General features: G+C 75.2%; 6 protein-coding genes. 5 read left to right on the forward strand and 1 reads right to left on the reverse strand.

Translation table 11 applies throughout. The annotated features are described in order from the left end of the window. The first annotated feature begins 31 nt into the window (after positions 1–31). From OU416_RS28245 to OU416_RS28260, 4 genes are read left to right on the forward strand one after another with little or no spacing between them, the layout of a single operon-like run. Positions 32–1,279 (forward strand): cytochrome P450, encoded by a 1,248-nt coding sequence (locus OU416_RS28245; RefSeq protein ID WP_270930070.1) that lies wholly within the window; start codon positions 32–34, stop codon positions 1,277–1,279. Next, entirely contained in the window at positions 1,273–2,139 is an 867-nt protein-coding gene (locus OU416_RS28250) for a class I SAM-dependent methyltransferase (RefSeq protein ID WP_270930071.1), read from the forward strand. The genes OU416_RS28245 and OU416_RS28250 overlap by 7 nt, the downstream gene beginning before the upstream one ends. After that, entirely contained in the window at positions 2,136–2,963 is an 828-nt protein-coding gene (locus OU416_RS28255) for a hypothetical protein (protein ID WP_270930072.1), read from the forward strand. Before OU416_RS28250 ends, OU416_RS28255 begins: the two co-directional genes overlap by 4 nt. Further along, on the forward strand, positions 2,960–6,052 hold the full coding sequence (locus OU416_RS28260; protein WP_270930073.1) for a non-ribosomal peptide synthetase: 3,093 nt from the start codon (positions 2,960–2,962) through the stop codon (positions 6,050–6,052). Before OU416_RS28255 ends, OU416_RS28260 begins: the two co-directional genes overlap by 4 nt. Before the next feature lie 27 nt (positions 6,053–6,079). Here OU416_RS28260 and OU416_RS28265 read toward each other — a convergent pair whose 3' ends face one another. Then, complete coding sequence (locus OU416_RS28265) at positions 6,080–6,895, reverse strand: SDR family NAD(P)-dependent oxidoreductase (protein ID WP_270930074.1); 816 nt, start codon at positions 6,893–6,895, stop codon at positions 6,080–6,082. A gap of 309 nt (positions 6,896–7,204) precedes the next feature. Between OU416_RS28265 and OU416_RS28270 the strand changes: the two genes are divergently transcribed. Further along, on the forward strand, positions 7,205–17,795 hold a 10,591-nt coding region (locus tag OU416_RS28270), incomplete at its 3' end, for a type I polyketide synthase (protein WP_408642288.1).

Consider the following 17,795-nt stretch of genomic DNA (forward strand, 5'->3'; position numbering starts at 1 on the left):
GACCTTTCGACCGAAATTGGGAGATTGTCTCGTGACCACGCCCAATGATGCCGATTCGGCGCAGATCCCGGCGTATCCGATGGCCAGGGGTTGTCCGTTGCACCAGCCCGCCGAGTACGCCGACCTGAGCACCCGGCGACCGGTCAGCCGGGCGGTTCTGCCGTCGGGGAAGTCGGTGTGGTTGGTCGCCAGCTACGAACTCGTCAAGGAACTCCTGATCGATCCGCGGGTGAGCTCCAACCGCTTCCACGCCGGTTTCCCGCACCAGTTCCGCCAGGTGCCGACCGCGGCCCAGCAGGACGCGCAGCTGCGGCAGAAGTCCGCGGTGATCGGGCGGGCCTTCGGCGTCGACGGCGCCGAGCACGCCGCGCGCAAGCGGCTGGTCGTGCCGGAGTTCACCGTGCGGAAGGTGCAGGCGCTGCGGCCGCGGGTGCAGGAGATCGTGGACGACTGCCTGGACGCGATGGTGGCGGCAGGCAGCCCGGCGGAGCTGATGTCGGCCTTCGCGCTGCTGGTGCCCTCGCGGGTGATCTGCGACCTGCTGGACGTGCCGCAGGCGGACCGGGAGTACTTCCTGGAGCGGACCATGACCATGGTCGACCACGCCAGCACCGTCGAGCAGCGCAAGCAGGCCAACATCGACGTGCTCAGCAGCCTCGACGGGCTGATCCGGGCCAAGGAGGCGGACCCCTCCGACGACGTGCTCGGCCGGATCGTGCGGCGCAACGTCGAGCTGGGCGTGCTCAGCCACGACGAGATCGTCGGGATGGCGGCGTTCCTGCTCATCTCCGGCTTCGAGACCACCGCCAACATGATCTCGATGGGCACCCTCGGGCTGCTGGAGAACCCCGACCAGCTGGAGCTGCTGATCGCCGACCCCGGCCTGGCCGCGAACGCGGTCGAGGAGCTGCTGCGCTACTTCAGCGTCTCCGACCCGGCCGGGTCCCGGGTCGCCCTGGAGGACATCGAGATCGGCGGCGAGACGATCCGCGCCGGCGACGGCGTGATCGCGCTGGCCGGGGCCGCCAACTGGGATCCGGCGGTCTTCGACGACCCGGAGCGGCTGGACATCCGGCGCAACGCCGGCGGCCACCTGGCCTTCGGGCACGGTGCGCACCAGTGCATCGGCCTGCACCTGGCCCGGTTGGAGCTGGAGGTCGTGTTCAGCACGCTGTTCCAGCGCTTGCCCGGCCTGCGGGTGACCACTCCGGTCGAGGACCTGCGCTACAAGGTCGGCACGAACATCTACGGCGTGCACGAGGTGCCGATCGCATGGTGAAGTCCACCCAGCGCACGATCGTCTTCGACGAGATCGCCGAGCAGTACGACAACACCGGCATCGCGTTCTTCCGCCCGATCGCCGACAGGCTGCTGGAGCTGCTCGCCCCGCAGCCCGGTGAGCGGGTGCTCGACGTGGGCTGCGGCCGGGGAGCCGTGCTCTTCCCGGCAGCGGCCGCGGTCGGGCCGTCCGGCTCGGCCCTCGGGATCGACATCGCCGAGGCGATGATCACCGCGACCGCGGCCGACGCGGCAGCGCGCGAGTTCGCCAACGTCGAGGTCCGGGTGCTCGACGGCACCGCACCGGACCTGCCCGCCGCGTCGTTCGACCTCGTCGCGGCGAGCATGAGCGCGGCGCACTTCCCGGACCCCTTCGCGACCGCCGCCCACTACGCGCGGCTGCTGCGGCCCGGTGGCCGGATCGGGATGACCGGTCCGGTGCCGCCGCCGACGCTGTCCGAGTGGGACCTCGGCGCGCTGCGCGTCGACCGGATCATCGCCGCCGCCGATCCGGACGCGCTCGCCGCGGCGCACCCGCGGGTGGCCGCGCTCTACGGCGCGCACCCCTTCGGCCCGCCCGGCCGGATCTGCGAATCCCTGCGCGCGGCCGGGTTCACCGAGGTCGCCGAACACCGCCAGGACGTCGTCCTCGCCGCCCCGACCGCGCAGGCGCTGATCGACTGGACCTGGTCCACCGGCTTGCGCGTGTACTGGGAGCTGGTGCCGCCCGAGCGCAGGGAACAGGTCGCCGCCGAACTGGCCGCCGAGCTCACCGAGCGCGCGGCGGGCGGGCAGGTGACCGCCGTGTACCCCGTCCACCACTACCTGGGGCGGCTGCCCCGGACCGGAGGCACGACATGACCACGACGCCGGTGTGGCGGGAGATCGGCGCGGACCCCGGAGGGCCGACGATCGCGCTCGCGGTCGACTACGCGGCCACCGGCCGCCCGGAGGCGGCGTTCGGCGACCTGGCGGACGGGCTCGGCGCCGGGACGGCCCTGTGGGAGACGGTGCAGCCCCCGCTGGGCGCGGAGGCGGATTTCGACGCCGCCGACTACGTCGACCGGTGGCTCTCCGCCGTGCCGGACCGGCCCGTTGGCGCCGTGCTCGGGTTCTGCGCGGGCGGGGCGTTCGCCGGTGAGCTCGCCGCACGGCTCGCCGAGGACACCGGCCGCGCTCCGGCGCTGCTGCTGTTCGACCCGGAGTCCCCGACGACGCTGACGCTGTACTACCAGTACCGCAAGGTGGTGGAGAGCCTGTCCGGCGTGCTCGGCGCCGAACGCGCCGCTGCCGCCGCCGCCGACGGCGACCGGGCGCTGGCCGGTGCCGACGGCGTCGAGCGGCTGGGGACCGAGCTGGTCCGGATCTTCACCGGCGCCGCCGAGGTGGCGTGCGCGGCCGCCGGTTTGGACGAGGAGTACGCCGAGGAGCTCACCGGCACCTACCGCTCCTTCGTCCGCTACCTCGTCGCCGCGGCTCAGATCGACCGCGACGAGCGGTGGGCGGGCGCGGTGGTGTTCAGCTCGGCCACCCCGACCAGCGGCCTGAACCCGCTCGACCCGGCCGCCCGGGCCGCACTGGTCGACCGGGAACTGCGCTTCGACGTCGCGCACGCCGACCTGCTGCGCACCCCGGAGGTCGCGGCCGCCGTCGACGAGGTGCTGGCGGGGAAGGGCGCGCGGTGACCCGCACGAGGGAGGAGGCCGGCCCGGTGCCCGCCTCCAGCAAGGAGACGGCGCTGTGGCTGCTGGAGCGCCTGGTGCCCGGGGCCGGGGTGAACAACCTGCACCTGGCCTTCCGGGTCACCGGCGGCGTTGATCCGGCGCTGCTGACCCGCACGCTGGACGTGCTGGTCGCCCGGCACGAGGTGCTGCGCCGCGCGTTCCGCGCCGAGGAGTCGGGGCTGGTCCGGGAGACCGTCCCGGAGCTGGTGGTGCCGCTGGAGCGGGAGACCTGCCCGCCGGAGGCCGCGGCGGCCCGGCTCGCCGACTTCGTCGCCGCACCGTTCCCGCTCGACGGTTCTCCGATGCTGCGCGCGCTGGTGCTCGGCGTCGGTGCCGACGACGTGGTCTGCGTGGTCGTGCACCACTTGGTGTTCGACACGGTCTCGGCCGCGGTGCTGCTCGACGACTTCGTCGCGGTGTACGACGGGCTGGCCGCCGGTGCGCCGCCGCAGCGAGCGAGCGGCTGGGCGCAGGCGGTGGCCGAACCCGAGGCTCGGCCGGAAAGCCTGGCGTACTGGCGGGAACAGCTGCGCGGGGTGCGCCCCGACCGGCTCGCGCTGGCCCTGGTGCCGCCAGGGCCGTCCGCGTCGGCCGATCCGGACGAGGCCGCGGTGCTCGGTGATCAGGTCGAGGTCGAGCTCTCCGGCGAGGCCGTCGGCGCGGTGGCGACCGCGGCCAGGGCGCTGCGCGTGCCGGAAGCCGTGGTGCTGCTCGCCGCGTACGCGGTGCTGCTGCACGCCCACGGCGCCGGGCCCGACCTAGTGATCGGCTCGCCGCTGAACGTCCGCGGCAGCGACGCTCCCAGAGCCATCGGCTACCACGTCAACGTGGCGCCGCTGCGCATCGCGGTGGATCCGGAAGCCGGGTTCGCGGCACTGGTCCGCGCGGCTCGCGACGCGTTCTTCGGCGCGCTCGCGCACCACGACGTCCCGGTGGACGACCTGCTCGGGGAGATCCCCCGCAGCGGCGGTTCGTGGCGGCACACCGTCTTCCGGCACGTGTTCAACTACGTGCCGCACACCGGGCCCGCCGAGTTCACCGTGGGTGGCAGGCCCGCCGCGGCGGAGCCGGTGGCCACCCGGTACAGCAAGTTCGACCTGGAGTTCTTCCTGCTGCCCCGGCCGGACGGCATCCGGGTCCGCGCGGTGCACAACACCGGTGTCGTGTCCAATGCGGATGCCCACGCGATGGTGCTGCGCTACGACCGCCTGCTCGTCGACCTCGCCGGGGACGCGGCGCGCGCGGTGGGCTCGGTCCCGGTGGCGCACGCAGGCGACCTGGAGGTGCTGACCGCGGCGAACAGCACCGCCCGCGAGGTCCCGTTCCCGACGGTGCCCGCCGTGCTGGGCGCGGTCGTGGCCGCCCAGCCGGACCGGGTGGCCGTGGTGTCGGCGGACCGCGCGGTCACCTTCGGTTCGCTGTGGACGATGGCCGGATCGGTCCGGGACCGGCTGCGGGCGGCCGGGGTCGGTCGCGGCGACGTGGTGGCGCTGCTGGCCGCGCGCGGGCCGGAGCTGGCCGCGGCGGTGTTCGGCGTGTGGCTGGCCGGGGCGGCGTACCTGCCGCTCGACCCCGAGCACCCGGTCCAGCGCCTGGCCTACCAGCTCGCCGACTCCGGGGCGGCCGCGGTGCTGGTCGGCGCGTCGGCGCGGGTCCCCGACGAGATCGGCTGCCCGGTCCTGGAGCTCGCGGACGCCGTGGCCGGGCCGGGTCCGGACGAGCCGCCCGCGGTGCCGGTGACCGGGGCGGACCCGGCGTACCTGATCTACACCTCCGGTTCCACCGGCCGTCCCAAGGGGACGCTCGTGGGGCACGCGGCGCTGGCCAACCTGATCGGGCACTTCGCCGCCGACCTCGGTGCCGCCGCGGACACCGCGCTGTGGTCCACCACCTTCTCCTTCGACATCTCCGCGCTGGAGCTGTTCGCGCCGCTGGTGCGCGGCGGCCGGGTCGTGGTCGCCCCGGACGAGGCCAAGCTCGACGGCCGGGTGCTGGCGGAGTCGGTGCGCGACCACGACATCACGCTGCTCCAGGCCACCCCGACGACGTGGCGCCAGGTGCTCGGCGAAGCGGGCCACGCCCTCGCCGGGCGGACCGTGCTCTGCGGCGGTGAGCCGCTGCCGGCGCCGCTGGCCGCGGAGCTGGTGGCCACCGGGTGCTCGCTGCACAACGTCTACGGGCCGACGGAGACCACCATCTGGTCGACGTGCGCCCGGATCGGGGCGGCCGGGGAGCGGATCGGGGTCGGGGCGCCGATCGCGAACACCACCGCGTTCGTCGCCGACGAGCAGGGCCGGGAGCTGCCGGTGGGCGTGATCGGGGAGCTGTGCATCGCGGGGGCGGGCGTGGCGCTGGGCTACCACGGTCGTCCGGAGCTGACCGCTGAGCGCTTCCGCACCCGGCCCGGCCGCGGCCGCCACTACCGCACCGGTGACCGGGCCCGCTGGCTCCCGGACGGCACCCTGGAGGTGCTGGGCCGGGCCGACCGGCAGGTGAAGCTGCGCGGCAACCGGATCGAACTGGGCGAGGTGGAATCGGTGCTGCTCGGGCTCGCCGAGGTGAGCGCGGTGGCCGTCACCGTCCTCGGCGAGGACGAAGGAGCGGTGCTGGTCGCCGCGGTGCTGGGCACCGAGCAACCCGGTCTCCGCGAGCGGCTGTGGAGCTCCGCGCGGGCCGAGCTGCCCGCGGCAGCGGTACCGCAGGACTTCGTGTTCCTGGAGCGGTTCCCGCTCACCGGCAACGGCAAGGTCGACCACCCGGAGCTGCGCCGGATGCTGTCCGAGCGGGCCGCCCCCGCCGCCGGGCCCGCCGGTGCGCAGGCCGCGGTCGATCCGGCGACGGCCGGGATCATCGCGCGGTTCGCCGAGCTGCTCGACCGCGCGGACGTGGTCGCGGGCACCAACTTCTTCACCCACGGCGGGCATTCGCTGCTGGCCGCGAAGCTGGCCCAGCAGGTCCAGCGCGAGACCGGGGTGCGGGTGCGGATGGCCGACGTGTTCAACCACCCGACCCCGGCCGAGCTGGCGGGCTTCGTCGAGTCCGGCGGTTAGTCCGATGTGGACCCGATGGCGGGGTGCTCAGCGCAGCGGTGCGCCGAGCACCTCGTCGTGGTCGGCGCGCAGCAGCGGGATCAGCTTGTCGGCGTTGGGCAGCGCGTAGAACCGGTTCTCCCGGATCGCCTCCAGCGTCATCTCGGCCACCTGCTCCGGTGCCATGCCGTCGTGCTTGGTGCGGCGGGCGTGCTCGGCCAGCTTCCTGGCCTCCGGCGGCAGCGACTCCGGGCCGTCGCCCTCGCGCGGGGTGTTCGGGTCGATCGCGCTGACCACCGCGCCCGGGCACAGCACCGTGACGCCCACGTGCGGTGCGCGGTCGGCCAGCTCCAGGCGCAGCGACTTCGACAGCCCCACCACCGCGTGCTTGGCCGCGGTGTACGGGGCGATGAACGGTGCCGACACCAGGCCGCCGATCGACGAGGTGTTCACGACGTGCGCCTCGGGCTGCTCCAGCAGGTGCGGGACGAAGCTGCGCACGCCGTGCACGACTCCCCACATGTTGACCTCGAGCACCCAGTGCCACTCGGCCAGCGGGATGTCCCAGCTCCGGCCCATCCGGGACACGCCGGCGTTGTTGCAGACCACGTGCACCGCGCCGTACTCGGCCACGGTCCGCGCGGCGAGGCGGTCCACGGCTTCGGGATCGCGCACGTCGGTGGGCACTTCCAGCACGTCCGCTCCGGATGCCCGGATCCGCCGCGCGGTCTCGGCCAGCGCCGGTTCGTCCACGTCGGCCAGCGCGAGCGCCATGCCCCTGGCGGCGAAACCCCCGGCCAGCGCTCGGCCGATCCCGCTGCCCGCCCCGGTGACCACCGCGATCCGGCCGGCCAGTTCTCGCATGTTCTTCCTCCGCGTCTTCCTTGCCCAGCACCGGATTCCGGTCGGAACGGGGCGCATTTCCCCGTGCGGCAGCGAGTCTAGCGGTGACGGTGCTCACCGGGTAGCGCTGCGCGCAGGCGGGGCGGGCCCGGTCCGGGCGCGGCGCATAGGGGGGCTCTAGGGGGCGTTGCCGGGGTAGCCGGGCGGTTCGGGTCACTACGTTCGATGTTCGGGACCAGCTGGTTTCGCCCTGTCCATCGAGAGTTCGGGGGTCGAGTCGACGTGACGACAACTGCCGCGGAGCCGAACGAGCCGATCGCCGTCGTGGGCATGTCGTGCCGGCTTCCCGGCGCACCCGATCCGGGTGGGTTCTGGCGCCTGCTGCGGGAGGGGCGCTCGGCGATCGCCGAGGTGCCCGCGGACCGCAGCGCGCAGTGGGACCCCGAGGCGCTGCGCCGGATGCCGACGACCCGCGGTGGATTCCTGGAAGCGGTCGACCGGTTCGACGCCGGTTTCTTCGGCATCTCGCCCCGGGAGGCCGCCGCCACCGACCCGCAGCAGCGGTTGATGCTGGAACTGGCGTGGGAAGCGGTCGAGCACGCCGGGCTGCTGCCGGTTCCCGGCCGGGTCGGCGTCTTCGTCGGCGCGATCTGGGACGACTACGCGCTGCTGACCCACCGCCGGGGCCCGGATCTGGTCGACCCGCACACGTTCACCGGGCTCAACCGGGGCCTCATCGCCAACCGGGTCTCCTACGCGCTCGGCTTCACCGGGCCCAGCATGGTGGTCGACACCGCCCAGTCGTCGTCGCTGGTCGCCGTGCACCTGGCCTGCGAGAGCCTGCGGCGCGGCGAGGCCGACGTCGCGGTCGCGGGCGGGGTGAACCTGCTGCTCGCCGCGGAATCCGGGCTCGGCGCCGCCGGTTTCGGCGGGCTGTCCCCGGACGGGGACTGCTACCCCTTCGACGCCAGGGCGAACGGTTTCGTCCGCGGCGAGGGCGGCGGCGCCGTCCTGCTCAAGCCGCTGGCCGCGGCGCTGGCCGACGGGGACCGGGTTTTCGGCGTGCTGCGCGGCAGCGCGGTGAACAACGACGGCGCGTCCGTCGGCTTGACCGCGCCGGACGCCGACGCCCAGCGCGACGTGGTGCGCGCAGCCTTCGACGCGGCGGGGCTGGCCCCGTCGGCGGCCCAGTACGTGGAGCTGCACGGCACCGGCACCCCGGTCGGGGATCCGGTGGAGGCGCGCGCCCTCGGTGCGGCGCTGGGCACCGGCCGCGACGCGGACGAGGCGCTGCTGGTCGGCTCGGTGAAGGCCAACGTCGGCCACCTGGAGGGCGCGGCGGGCATCGTCGGGTTGCTCAAGGTGGTGCTGAGCCTGGACGCGGGCGAGATCCCCGCCAGCCTGAACTTCCGCACCCCGAACCCGGACATCCCGCTGGAGGACCTGCGCCTGCGGGTCGCGCGGACCGCCGGGTCGTGGCCGCGCCCGAGCGAGCCGCTGGTCGCGGGGGTGTCCTCGTTCGGCATGGGCGGGACGAACTGCCACGTCGTGGTGACCGCCGCGCCGGAACCCGCCGCGCCCCGCAGGCCGTCGGCCGAACCGGGAGCCGTGCTGCCGTTCGTGGTGTCCGGACGCGATGCCGCCGCGCTGCGCGCGCAGGCCGCCCGGTTGGCCGACGCCGAGCCGGGCTCGCCCGCCGACACGGCGTTCTCCTTGGCCACCACCCGATCCGCGTTCCCGCACCGCGCGGTCGTGCTCGCGGGAGACCAGGACGAGCTGGCGCGCGGCCTGGCCGCGGTGGCCGGAGGGCTGCCCGCGGCGTCGGTCGTGCGCGGCACCGCGGCCGAGGGGCGGCGGGTCGGCCTGCTGTTCGCCGGGCAGGGCGCACAGCGCGCGGGCATGGGCCGCGAGCTGGCCGCGCGGTTCCCGGTGTTCTCCCAGGCGTTCGACGCCGTGTGCGCGGAGTTCGCGGACCTGGGAGTGCCGGGCTTGGCCGACGTCGTGCGCACCGGGGACGGTTTGGAGCGCACGGAGTTCGCCCAGCCGGCGCTGTTCGCCTACGAGTTCGCGCTCGCCGAGCTGTACCGCTCGTGGGGCGTGGAACCGGAAGCCGTGACCGGCCACTCCGTCGGCGAGTTCGCCGCGGCCTGCGTCGCCGGGGTGCTCTCCCGCGCCGATGCCTGCCAGGTGGTGGCGGCTCGGGGCAGGCTGATGCAGGCGCTGCCCGCCGGTGGGGCGATGGTGGCGGTGGAGGCCGCCGAGGAGGACGTGCGGCCCCTGCTGGCGGGCGCGGTCGACCTCGCCGCGGTCAACGGCCCCCGCGCCGTGGTGCTCTCCGGAGCGGAGGACGACGTGGCCGCCGTGCTGGCGCGGCTGCCGGAGTGCCGGACCAAGCGGCTGCGGGTGAGCCACGCGTTCCACTCGCCGCTGGTGGAGCCGATGCTCGCCGAGTTCGCCGCGGTGTTGTCCACTGTGGAGTTCTCCGCGCCTGCCGTGCCGTTCGTCTCCGCGGTCACCGGAGCGGTCGCTGCCGACGAGGTGGCGTCCCCGGAGTACTGGGTGCGCCACGCCCGGGACGCGGTGCGCTTCGGCGACGCCGTCGCAGCGATCCGCGACCTCGGGATGACGGACCTGCTCGAAGTCGGCCCGGACGGCACGGTGGCCGCGCTGGCCCGCGAGATCGGCGGCACGACCGTCCACACCGGACCCAGACCGGACCGGGCCGAGGACGCGGCCGCCCTCGCCGGGGCGGCCGGCTTGTTCGCCCGCGGTCTGCCGATCGACTGGACGGCCGTGGTCGACGGCGAGCGCGTGCCGCTGCCCACCTACGCCTTCCAGCGCACCCGGCACTGGCTGCCCGCGGCCCCCTCCGCGAGCCCCGCCGTCGCGCCGCCGCCCGCAGAGCCCGCTCCCGAGCCCGAGGCGGTGCCCGCGGACTGGAGCGCCGAGGACCTGGTGCTGCGCACCGCCGCCGCGGTGCTCGGCCACGCCGGTCCGGATGCCATCGACCCGGACGCGACCTTCCGCGACCTGGGCCTGAGCTCGCTCACCTCGGTGGAATTCCGCGACGCCCTCGCCGCGGCCACCGGACTGCGCCTGCCTGCCGGGCTGCTGTTCGACCACCCGACTCCCACCGCGCTCATCGCGCACCTCGACTCCCGCCGGGACGGCGGAACCCCGGACCCGGGCGATGCCACCAGCGCCGAACAGTCCGATGTGGATGACGACCCGATCGCGATCGTCGGGCTGGGCTGCCGGTTGCCCGGTGGCGTCAACTCGCCGGACGACCTGTGGCGGCTGCTGCGCGAGCGCGGCGACGCCGTCGGCGCGTTCCCCACCGATCGCGGCTGGGACCTCGACGCGCTCCACGACGCCGACCCGGCCAGCAGCGGCACCTCGTACACGCGGTCCGGCGGGTTCGTCTACGACGCTGACCGGTTCGACGCCGCGTTCTTCGGCATCAGCCCGCGCGAGGCCGCGGCCATGGACCCGCAGCAGCGGCTGCTGCTGGAGACCTCGTGGGAGGCCGTGGAACGGGCGGGCATCGACCCGCTCGTGCTGCGCGGCAGCGCCACCGGGGTGTTCGTCGGCGCGATGGCCCAGGAGTACGGCCCCGGCATGGTCGACGCGGCCGATGCCGAGGGCTACGCGCTGACCGGGAGCACCGTCAGCGTCGCCTCAGGCCGGATCGCCTACACCCTGGGTCTGGAGGGCCCCGCGCTGACGGTGGACACGGCCTGCTCCTCCTCGCTGGTCGCCCTCCACCTCGCCGCCCGGTCGCTGCGGGCGGGGGAGTGCTCCCTGGCCCTGGCGGGCGGGGCGGCCGTGCTGGCCAGTCCCGGGATGTTCGTCGAGTTCAGCCGCCAGCGCGGGCTGTCCCCGGACGGCCGCTGCAAGGCCTTCGCCGCGGGTGCCGACGGCACGGGGTGGGCCGAGGGCGCCGGCGTGGTCGTGCTGGAGCGGTTGTCCGATGCCCGGCGCAACGGTCATCCGGTGCTCGCGGTGATCCGCGGGTCGGCGGTCAACTCCGACGGTGCTTCCAACGGCCTGACCGCGCCCAACGGGCCGTCCCAGGAGCGGGTCATCCGCACCGCGCTGGCCGAGGCGGGCCTGACCGCCGCCGACGTGGACGCGGTCGAGGCGCACGGCACCGGGACCACGCTGGGCGACCCGATCGAGGCCGAAGCCCTGCAGGCCACCTACGGCCGCGCGCACACCGCCGACCGCCCGCTGCTGCTGGGCTCGCTGAAGTCCAACATCGGGCACACCCAGGCCGCGGCTGGCGTCGCCGGAGTGATCAAGATGGTGCTGGCGATGCGGCACGGCGTGCTGCCCGCGACCCTGCACGTGGACGAGCCGACACCGCACGTGGACTGGTCGGCGGGCACGATCGGCCTGCTCACCGACGAGACCGAGTGGCCGGCCACCGGACGCCCGCGCCGGGCCGGTGTCTCCTCGTTCGGCATCAGCGGGACCAACGCCCACCTGATCCTGGAAGAAGGCGCCGGGCGGCGGCAGGAACCGGCCGGGACGCCGACCGCCACCGGTCCGCTGGCCTGGACGTTGTCGGCCCGCGGTGCGGACGCGCTGCGCGGGCAGGCCCGGCGGCTGGCCGAGCACCTGGACGCGCACCCCGGCGCCACCGCCGCCGACGTGGCGGTCTCGCTGCGGGGCCGGGCGATGCTCGACACCCGCGCCGTGGTCGTCGCCGGTGACCGCGAGGCGCTGCTCGGCGGGGTGCGGGTGCTGGCCGACGGCGGCACGTCCCCGGCCGTGGTCAGCGGGCAGGCGCGACGCCGCGCGAAGCCGGTCCTGGTGTTCCCCGGTCAGGGCTCGCAGTGGGCCGGGATGGCGGCCGACCTGCTCGACGACGAGGTCTTCGCCGCGAAGATCGACGAGTGCGCCGCCGCGTTCGAGCCCTACGTCGACTGGTCGCTGCGGGACGTGCTGACCGGTGCCCCGGGGGCGCCCGAGCTGGAGCGCGCCGACGTGGTGCAACCCGCGTTGTTCGCCGTGATGGTGTCGCTGGCGGCGCTGTGGCGGGCCGCGGGTGTGCGCCCGGCGGCCGTCGTCGGCCACTCGCAGGGCGAGATCGCCGCCGCGCACGTGGCAGGTGCGCTGAGCCTGGCGGACGCCGCGCGCATCGTGGTCTTGCGCAGCCGGGCCCTGGGCGTGCTCGCCGGGCGCGGCGGCATGGTCTCCCTGCCCGTTCCCGTCGCCGAGGTCCGCGAGCGGCTGGCAGCCTACCCGGACCGCATCGGCGTCGCGGCGATCAACGGCCCGGCCGCGACCGTCGTCGCGGGCGATGCCGACGCGCTCGACGAACTGCTGGCCGAGTGCGAGCGGGACGGGGTGCACGCCCGCCGCGTGCCCGTCGACTACGCCTCCCACTCCCCGCACGTCGACGCCATCCGCGACGAGCTGCTGGACCTGCTCGCCGGAGTTTCCCCGCGCAGCGCCGAGATCGCGTTCTACTCGACCGTCAGCGGAGGTCCGGTGGACACCGCCGGTCTCGACGCCGGCTACTGGTTCCGCAACCTGCGCCAGCCCGTCCTGTTCGAGCAGGCGGTGCGGGCGGCGCTCGCCGACGGGCACGACGCGTTCGTCGAGAGCAGCCCGCACCCGGTGCTCACCATCGGCGTGCAGGAGACCGCGGACGCGGCGGAATCCACCGCACTGGTGTGCACGTCGCTGCGCCGGAACGAGGACGGTCCGACCCGGTGGCTCACCTCGCTGGCCGAAGCGCACGCGGGCGGCCTCCGGATCGAGTGGCCCGCGCACGCCGGGGCCCGGATCGCGTTGCCCACCTACGCCTTCCAGCGGCAGCGGTACTGGGTCGAGCCGTCGACCCGCCCCACCGACCCGGATCAGGCCCGGCTGTGGGCCGCCGTCGACGACGCCGACGCCGACGCGCTGGCCGAGGTGCTCGCGCCGGACGGCGACCGGGCCGCATCCGACGCCGCACTGCCCGTGCTGGCGGCGTGGCGGCGGCGCACCCGCGACCGGGCCGCCGCCACGCCCGGGCACTACCGCGTGCGCTGGCAGCCGGTGCCCGAGCCCGCCGCCACCGCGCTGCGCGGACGGTGGCTGGTGGTGGTTCCCGACGGCGCCGAAACGCCGGACCTGCCCGCCGAGCACACCGCCGTTCCCGTCGTGCCGGGCACCGACCGCGCCGAGCTGGCCCGCGCGCTGACCGGAGCGCTCGCCGGACCGGACCCGGTCGTCGGTGTGCTCTCGCTGCTGCCCGGGCTGATCGACACCATCGCCCTCGTCCAAGCGCTCGGGGACACCGGCAGCTCGGCGCGGCTGTGGTGCGCGACCCGCGGCGCGGTGGCCACCGGACCCGACGACCGGGTCACCGCCCCCGCCCAGGCCCGGCTGTGGGGACTGGGGCAGGTGGTCGCGCAGGAACATCCGGACCGCTGGGGCGGTCTCGTCGATCTGCCCGCCGAGCTCGACCAGCGGGCGCTGCGGCGGCTCGCCGCCGTGCTGGCCGGGGCCGCGGGCGAGGACCAGGTCGCGCTGCGCCCGTCCGGGATGTTCGGCAGGCGGCTCGTTCCGGCGCGCGGCACGGCCACCGGGACCGGCCCCGATCCGCTGCGGGGAACCGTCCTGATCACCGGTGGCACCGGCGCGCTCGGCGGGCGCGTGGCCCGGTGGCTGGCCGCCCGCGGCACCGAGCACGTGGTGCTGGCGGGTCGCCGCGGTGCCGCGGCACCCGGTGTCGCAGCCCTGCTCGACGACCTCGCGGAGACCTCGACGCGGGTGACCGCGGCGGCCTGCGACGTGACCGACCGCGACGCCCTGGCCGCGCTGCTCGCCGAGCACCCGCCGACCGCCGTGGTGCACGCCGCCGGGGTGCTCGACGACGGCGTCGTCGACGGGCTCACCCCGGAGCGGGTGGCCGGGGTGCTGGCCGCCAAGGCCGACGCGGCCGAGGTGCTGCACGAGCTGACCGCCGGACTGGACCTGGAGGCCTTCGTCCTGTTCTCCTCGGTGATCGGCGTGCTCGGCAACGGCGGCCAGGGCGCTTACGCCGCCGCCAACGCGCACCTGGACGCGCTCGCGGAACTCCGCCGCGCCGATGGCCTGCCCGCGACCTCGATCGCCTGGGGAATCTGGTCCGGCGGAGGTATGGCCGATGGCGGGATCGAGGACCGGATGAGCGGGCGCGGCCTGCTCGGCATGGACCCCGACGCCGCACTGGCCGCGCTGGGCACCGCGCTGGAGCGCGGTGAGACGACCCTGGTCGTCGCCGACGTGCGCTGGGACCGGTTCGCCCCGGTGCTGACCGCTGCCCGCCCGAGCCCGCTGATCGCCGAACTGCCCGAAGTCGCCGCCCTGGCCCGGGAAACCGCGGGCGAGCTGTCCGGGTTGGCGGGACGGATGGCGGGCCTGGCCCCCGACCAGCAGCGCCGCGTCGTGCTCGACACCGTGCGCGACCACGCCGCCGGTGTGCTGGGGCACGCGAGCGCCGGCGCGGTGGTGGTGGACAAGGCGTTCCGCGAGATCGGGTTCGACTCGCTCACCGTGGTGGAGCTGCGGAACCGGCTCGCCGCCGCCACCGGCCTGCGCCTGCCGACCACGCTGCTGTTCGACCACCCGACCGTGACCGCCGTCGCCGACTACCTGCACGGCCGCCTGCGCCCCGATGCCGAGGCGGCCGCCGACGGGGGAGCGGTCGTCGCGGCCCGCACCGGCCCGTCCGACGAACCGATCGCGATCGTGGCGATGGGCTGCCGCTTCCCCGGCGGGGTCCGCTCTCCGGAGGAGCTGTGGGAGCTGCTGGTCGACGAGCGGGACGTGGTGTCCGACCTGCCGTCGGATCGGGGGTGGGATCTGGGTGGGTTGTTCGATCCGGATCCGGATCATCACGGTACGTCGTACGTGCGGTCGGGTGGGTTCTTGCACGATGCGGCGGAGTTCGATGCGGAGTTCTTCGGGATTTCGCCGCGTGAGGCGTTGGTGATGGATCCGCAGCAGCGGTTGTTGCTGGAGACGTCGTGGGAAGCGGTCGAACGGGCCGGGATCGACCCGCGCGCGCTGCGGGGCAGCCGCACCGGCGTGTTCGCCGGCATGGTCTACCAGGACTACGGCACCCGCCTGCACGAGGCGCCCGAGGGCCTGGGCGGGTTCCTGGTCACCGGCAAGTCCTCCAGCGTGATCTCCGGTCGCGTCGCATACGCCCTCGGGCTCAGCGGGCCCGCGGTGACCGTGGACACCGCCTGCTCGTCGTCGCTGGTCACCCTGCACCTGGCCTGCCAGGCGCTGCGCGCGGGCGACTGCTCGCTGGCGCTGGCCGGTGGTGCGACGGTGATGGCCGCACCCGGCATGTTCATCGAGTTCAGCCGCCAGCGCGGCCTGGCCCCGGACGGCCGCTGCAAGCCGTTCTCGTCCACTGCGGACGGAACGGCCTGGGGCGAGGGTGCCGGGATGCTGCTGCTGGAGCGGTTGTCCGACGCCCGCCGCAACGGTCACCCCGTGCTCGCCGTGGTGCGCGGTACGGCGATCAACTCCGACGGCGCGTCCAACGGGCTGACCGCGCCCAACGGTCTCGCCCAGGAGCGGGTCATCCGCGACGCCCTGGCCAACGCCGGTCTGTCCACAGCGGACGTGGACGCGGTGGAGGCGCACGGCACCGGCACCACGCTGGGCGATCCGATCGAGGCCCGAGCGCTGCTGGCGACCTACGGCCAGGACCGCGCCGAGCCGCTCTGGCTGGGCTCGCTGAAGTCCAACATCGCCCACCCGCAGGCCGCCGCCGGGGTGGCCGGGGTGATCAAGATGGTGCTCGCGCTCCGCAACGGGCTGCTGCCCGCACTGCTGCACGTCGACGAGCCGACGCCGCACGTGGACTGGTCGGCCGGAGCGGTGCGGCTGCTGACCGAGACGCGGCCGTGGCCGGAGGTCGACCGACCGCTGCGGGCCGGGGTGTCGGCCTTCGGCGTCAGCGGCACCAACGCCCACGCGGTGCTGGAACAGGCCCCGGCCGAGGACGCGCCCGCAGCCGTCGCCGACCGCGCCGTGCCGCTGGTGCTGGCCGCCCGCGACCCGCGGGCCCTGGCAGCGCAGGCGGCCGAGCTCGCCGACCGGCTGACGGCCCCGGCAGCGGCCGGTCTGGTCGACACCGCCTTCTCCCTGGCCACCGGCCGGACCCCGTTCGACCACCGCGCCGTGGTGGTCGCCGCCGACCGGGCCGCCGCCGGGGCCGCGCTGCGCGAGCTCGCCGCCGGGACCGCACCGTCCGATGTGGCCATCGGGGAGGCGGTTCCCCGCGGGCGCACGGCTTTCGTGTTCCCCGGGCAGGGTTCGCAGTGGCTCGGCATGGGCTCGGCGCTGCTGGTCTCCTCGCCGGTGTTCGCCGCGCGGTTCGCCGAGTGCGCGACGGCCCTGGAGCAGTTCGTGGACTGGTCTCCCGCCGAGATGCTGGGCGACGAGCCGGGCCTGTCCCGCGTGGACGTGGTGCAGCCCCTGCTGTGGGCGGTGATGGTCTCGTTGGCCGCGGTGTGGGAGTCGCTGGGCGTGGTGCCCGACGTCGTGGTGGGCCACTCGCAGGGCGAGATCGCGGCGGCGGTCGTGTCGGGTGCGCTGTCGGTGCTCGACGGGGCCCGGGTCGTGGCGCTGCGCAGCAGGGCGCTCGTCTCCCTCGCGGGAGCGGGCGGGATGGTCTCGGTGACCGAGCCCGCCGACCGCGTCCGGGAGCGCATCGCCGGGTGGGGGGAGCGGATCTCGATCGCCGCGGTGAACGGGCCCGCGGTGACGGTGGTGTCCGGCGAGCCCGCCGCCCTGGACGAGCTGATCGCCGGGTGCGAGCGCGACGGTGTCCGGGCCCGGCGGATCCCGGTGGACTACGCCTCGCACTCCGCCCAGGTGGAATCGCTGCGGGAGGAGCTGGTCGAGGCCTTGCGCGCGGTCCGGCCCGCGGCCGGCCGGTTCCCGCTGCTGTCCACGGTGACCGGTGAGCCGACCGACGGGTCCGACCTGACCGGGGAGTACTGGTTCCGCAACCTGCGCGAGCCGGTGGTGTTCGAGCGGGCCGTGGCGGAGCTGAGCCGGTCGGGGCACGACGTGTTCGTCGAGTGCTCCCCGCACCCGGTGCTGACGCTGGGCGTGCAGCAGACGGCCGAGGACGCCGTCGTGGTGGGCACGCTGCGCCGCGACGACGGCGATTGGGACCGGGTGCTGCGCTCCGCCGCGGAGGTTCTCGTGGCCGGCGGCTCCGTCGACTTCACGCCGCTGCTCGACGACGGCCGGACGGTGGACCTGCCCACCTATCCGTTCCAGCGCAAGCGCTTCTGGCTGGACACCTCCGCATCCGCGGGCAGCGCGACCCCGGTCCCGGAGCTCATCGCCGAACCGGTCGCCCAGTTCGAGCTCGCCGGCACCGCGGACGGCGAACGGGCGGAGGCGCTGCGCCGCATCGTCCGCGCGGAGACCGCCGTCGTCCTGGGGCACGCCGACCCGGCCGACGTCCGCCCGGCCCGGACCTTCGCCGAACTCGGCGTGGACTCGCTCATCGCGCTGCAGCTGCGCAACCGCCTGGTCCGGGCGACCGGGCTGCAACTGCCCGCCGCCGTCGCCTTCGACCACCCCACCCCGGCCGCGCTCGCCGACCACCTGAGCGCGCTGGAGGCCGGGCCCGCACCAGCGGAGGCCGAGCCCGCGGCGGCGCCCGCGACCACCGGTGAACCGATCGCCATCGTCGGGATGGCCTGCCGCTACCCCGGCGGGGTCCGCTCGCCGGAGGACCTGTGGCGGTTGGTGCAGGAGCGGACCGACGCCATCACCGGCTTCCCGTCGGATCGGGGGTGGGATCTGGGTGGGTTGTTCGATCCGGATCCGGATCATCACGGTACGTCGTACGTGCGGTCGGGTGGGTTCTTGCACGATGCGGCGGAGTTCGATGCGGAGTTCTTCGGGA

This window comes from Saccharopolyspora indica (assembly GCF_027853965.1).
GTDB lineage: Bacteria > Actinomycetota > Actinomycetes > Mycobacteriales > Pseudonocardiaceae > Saccharopolyspora > Saccharopolyspora indica.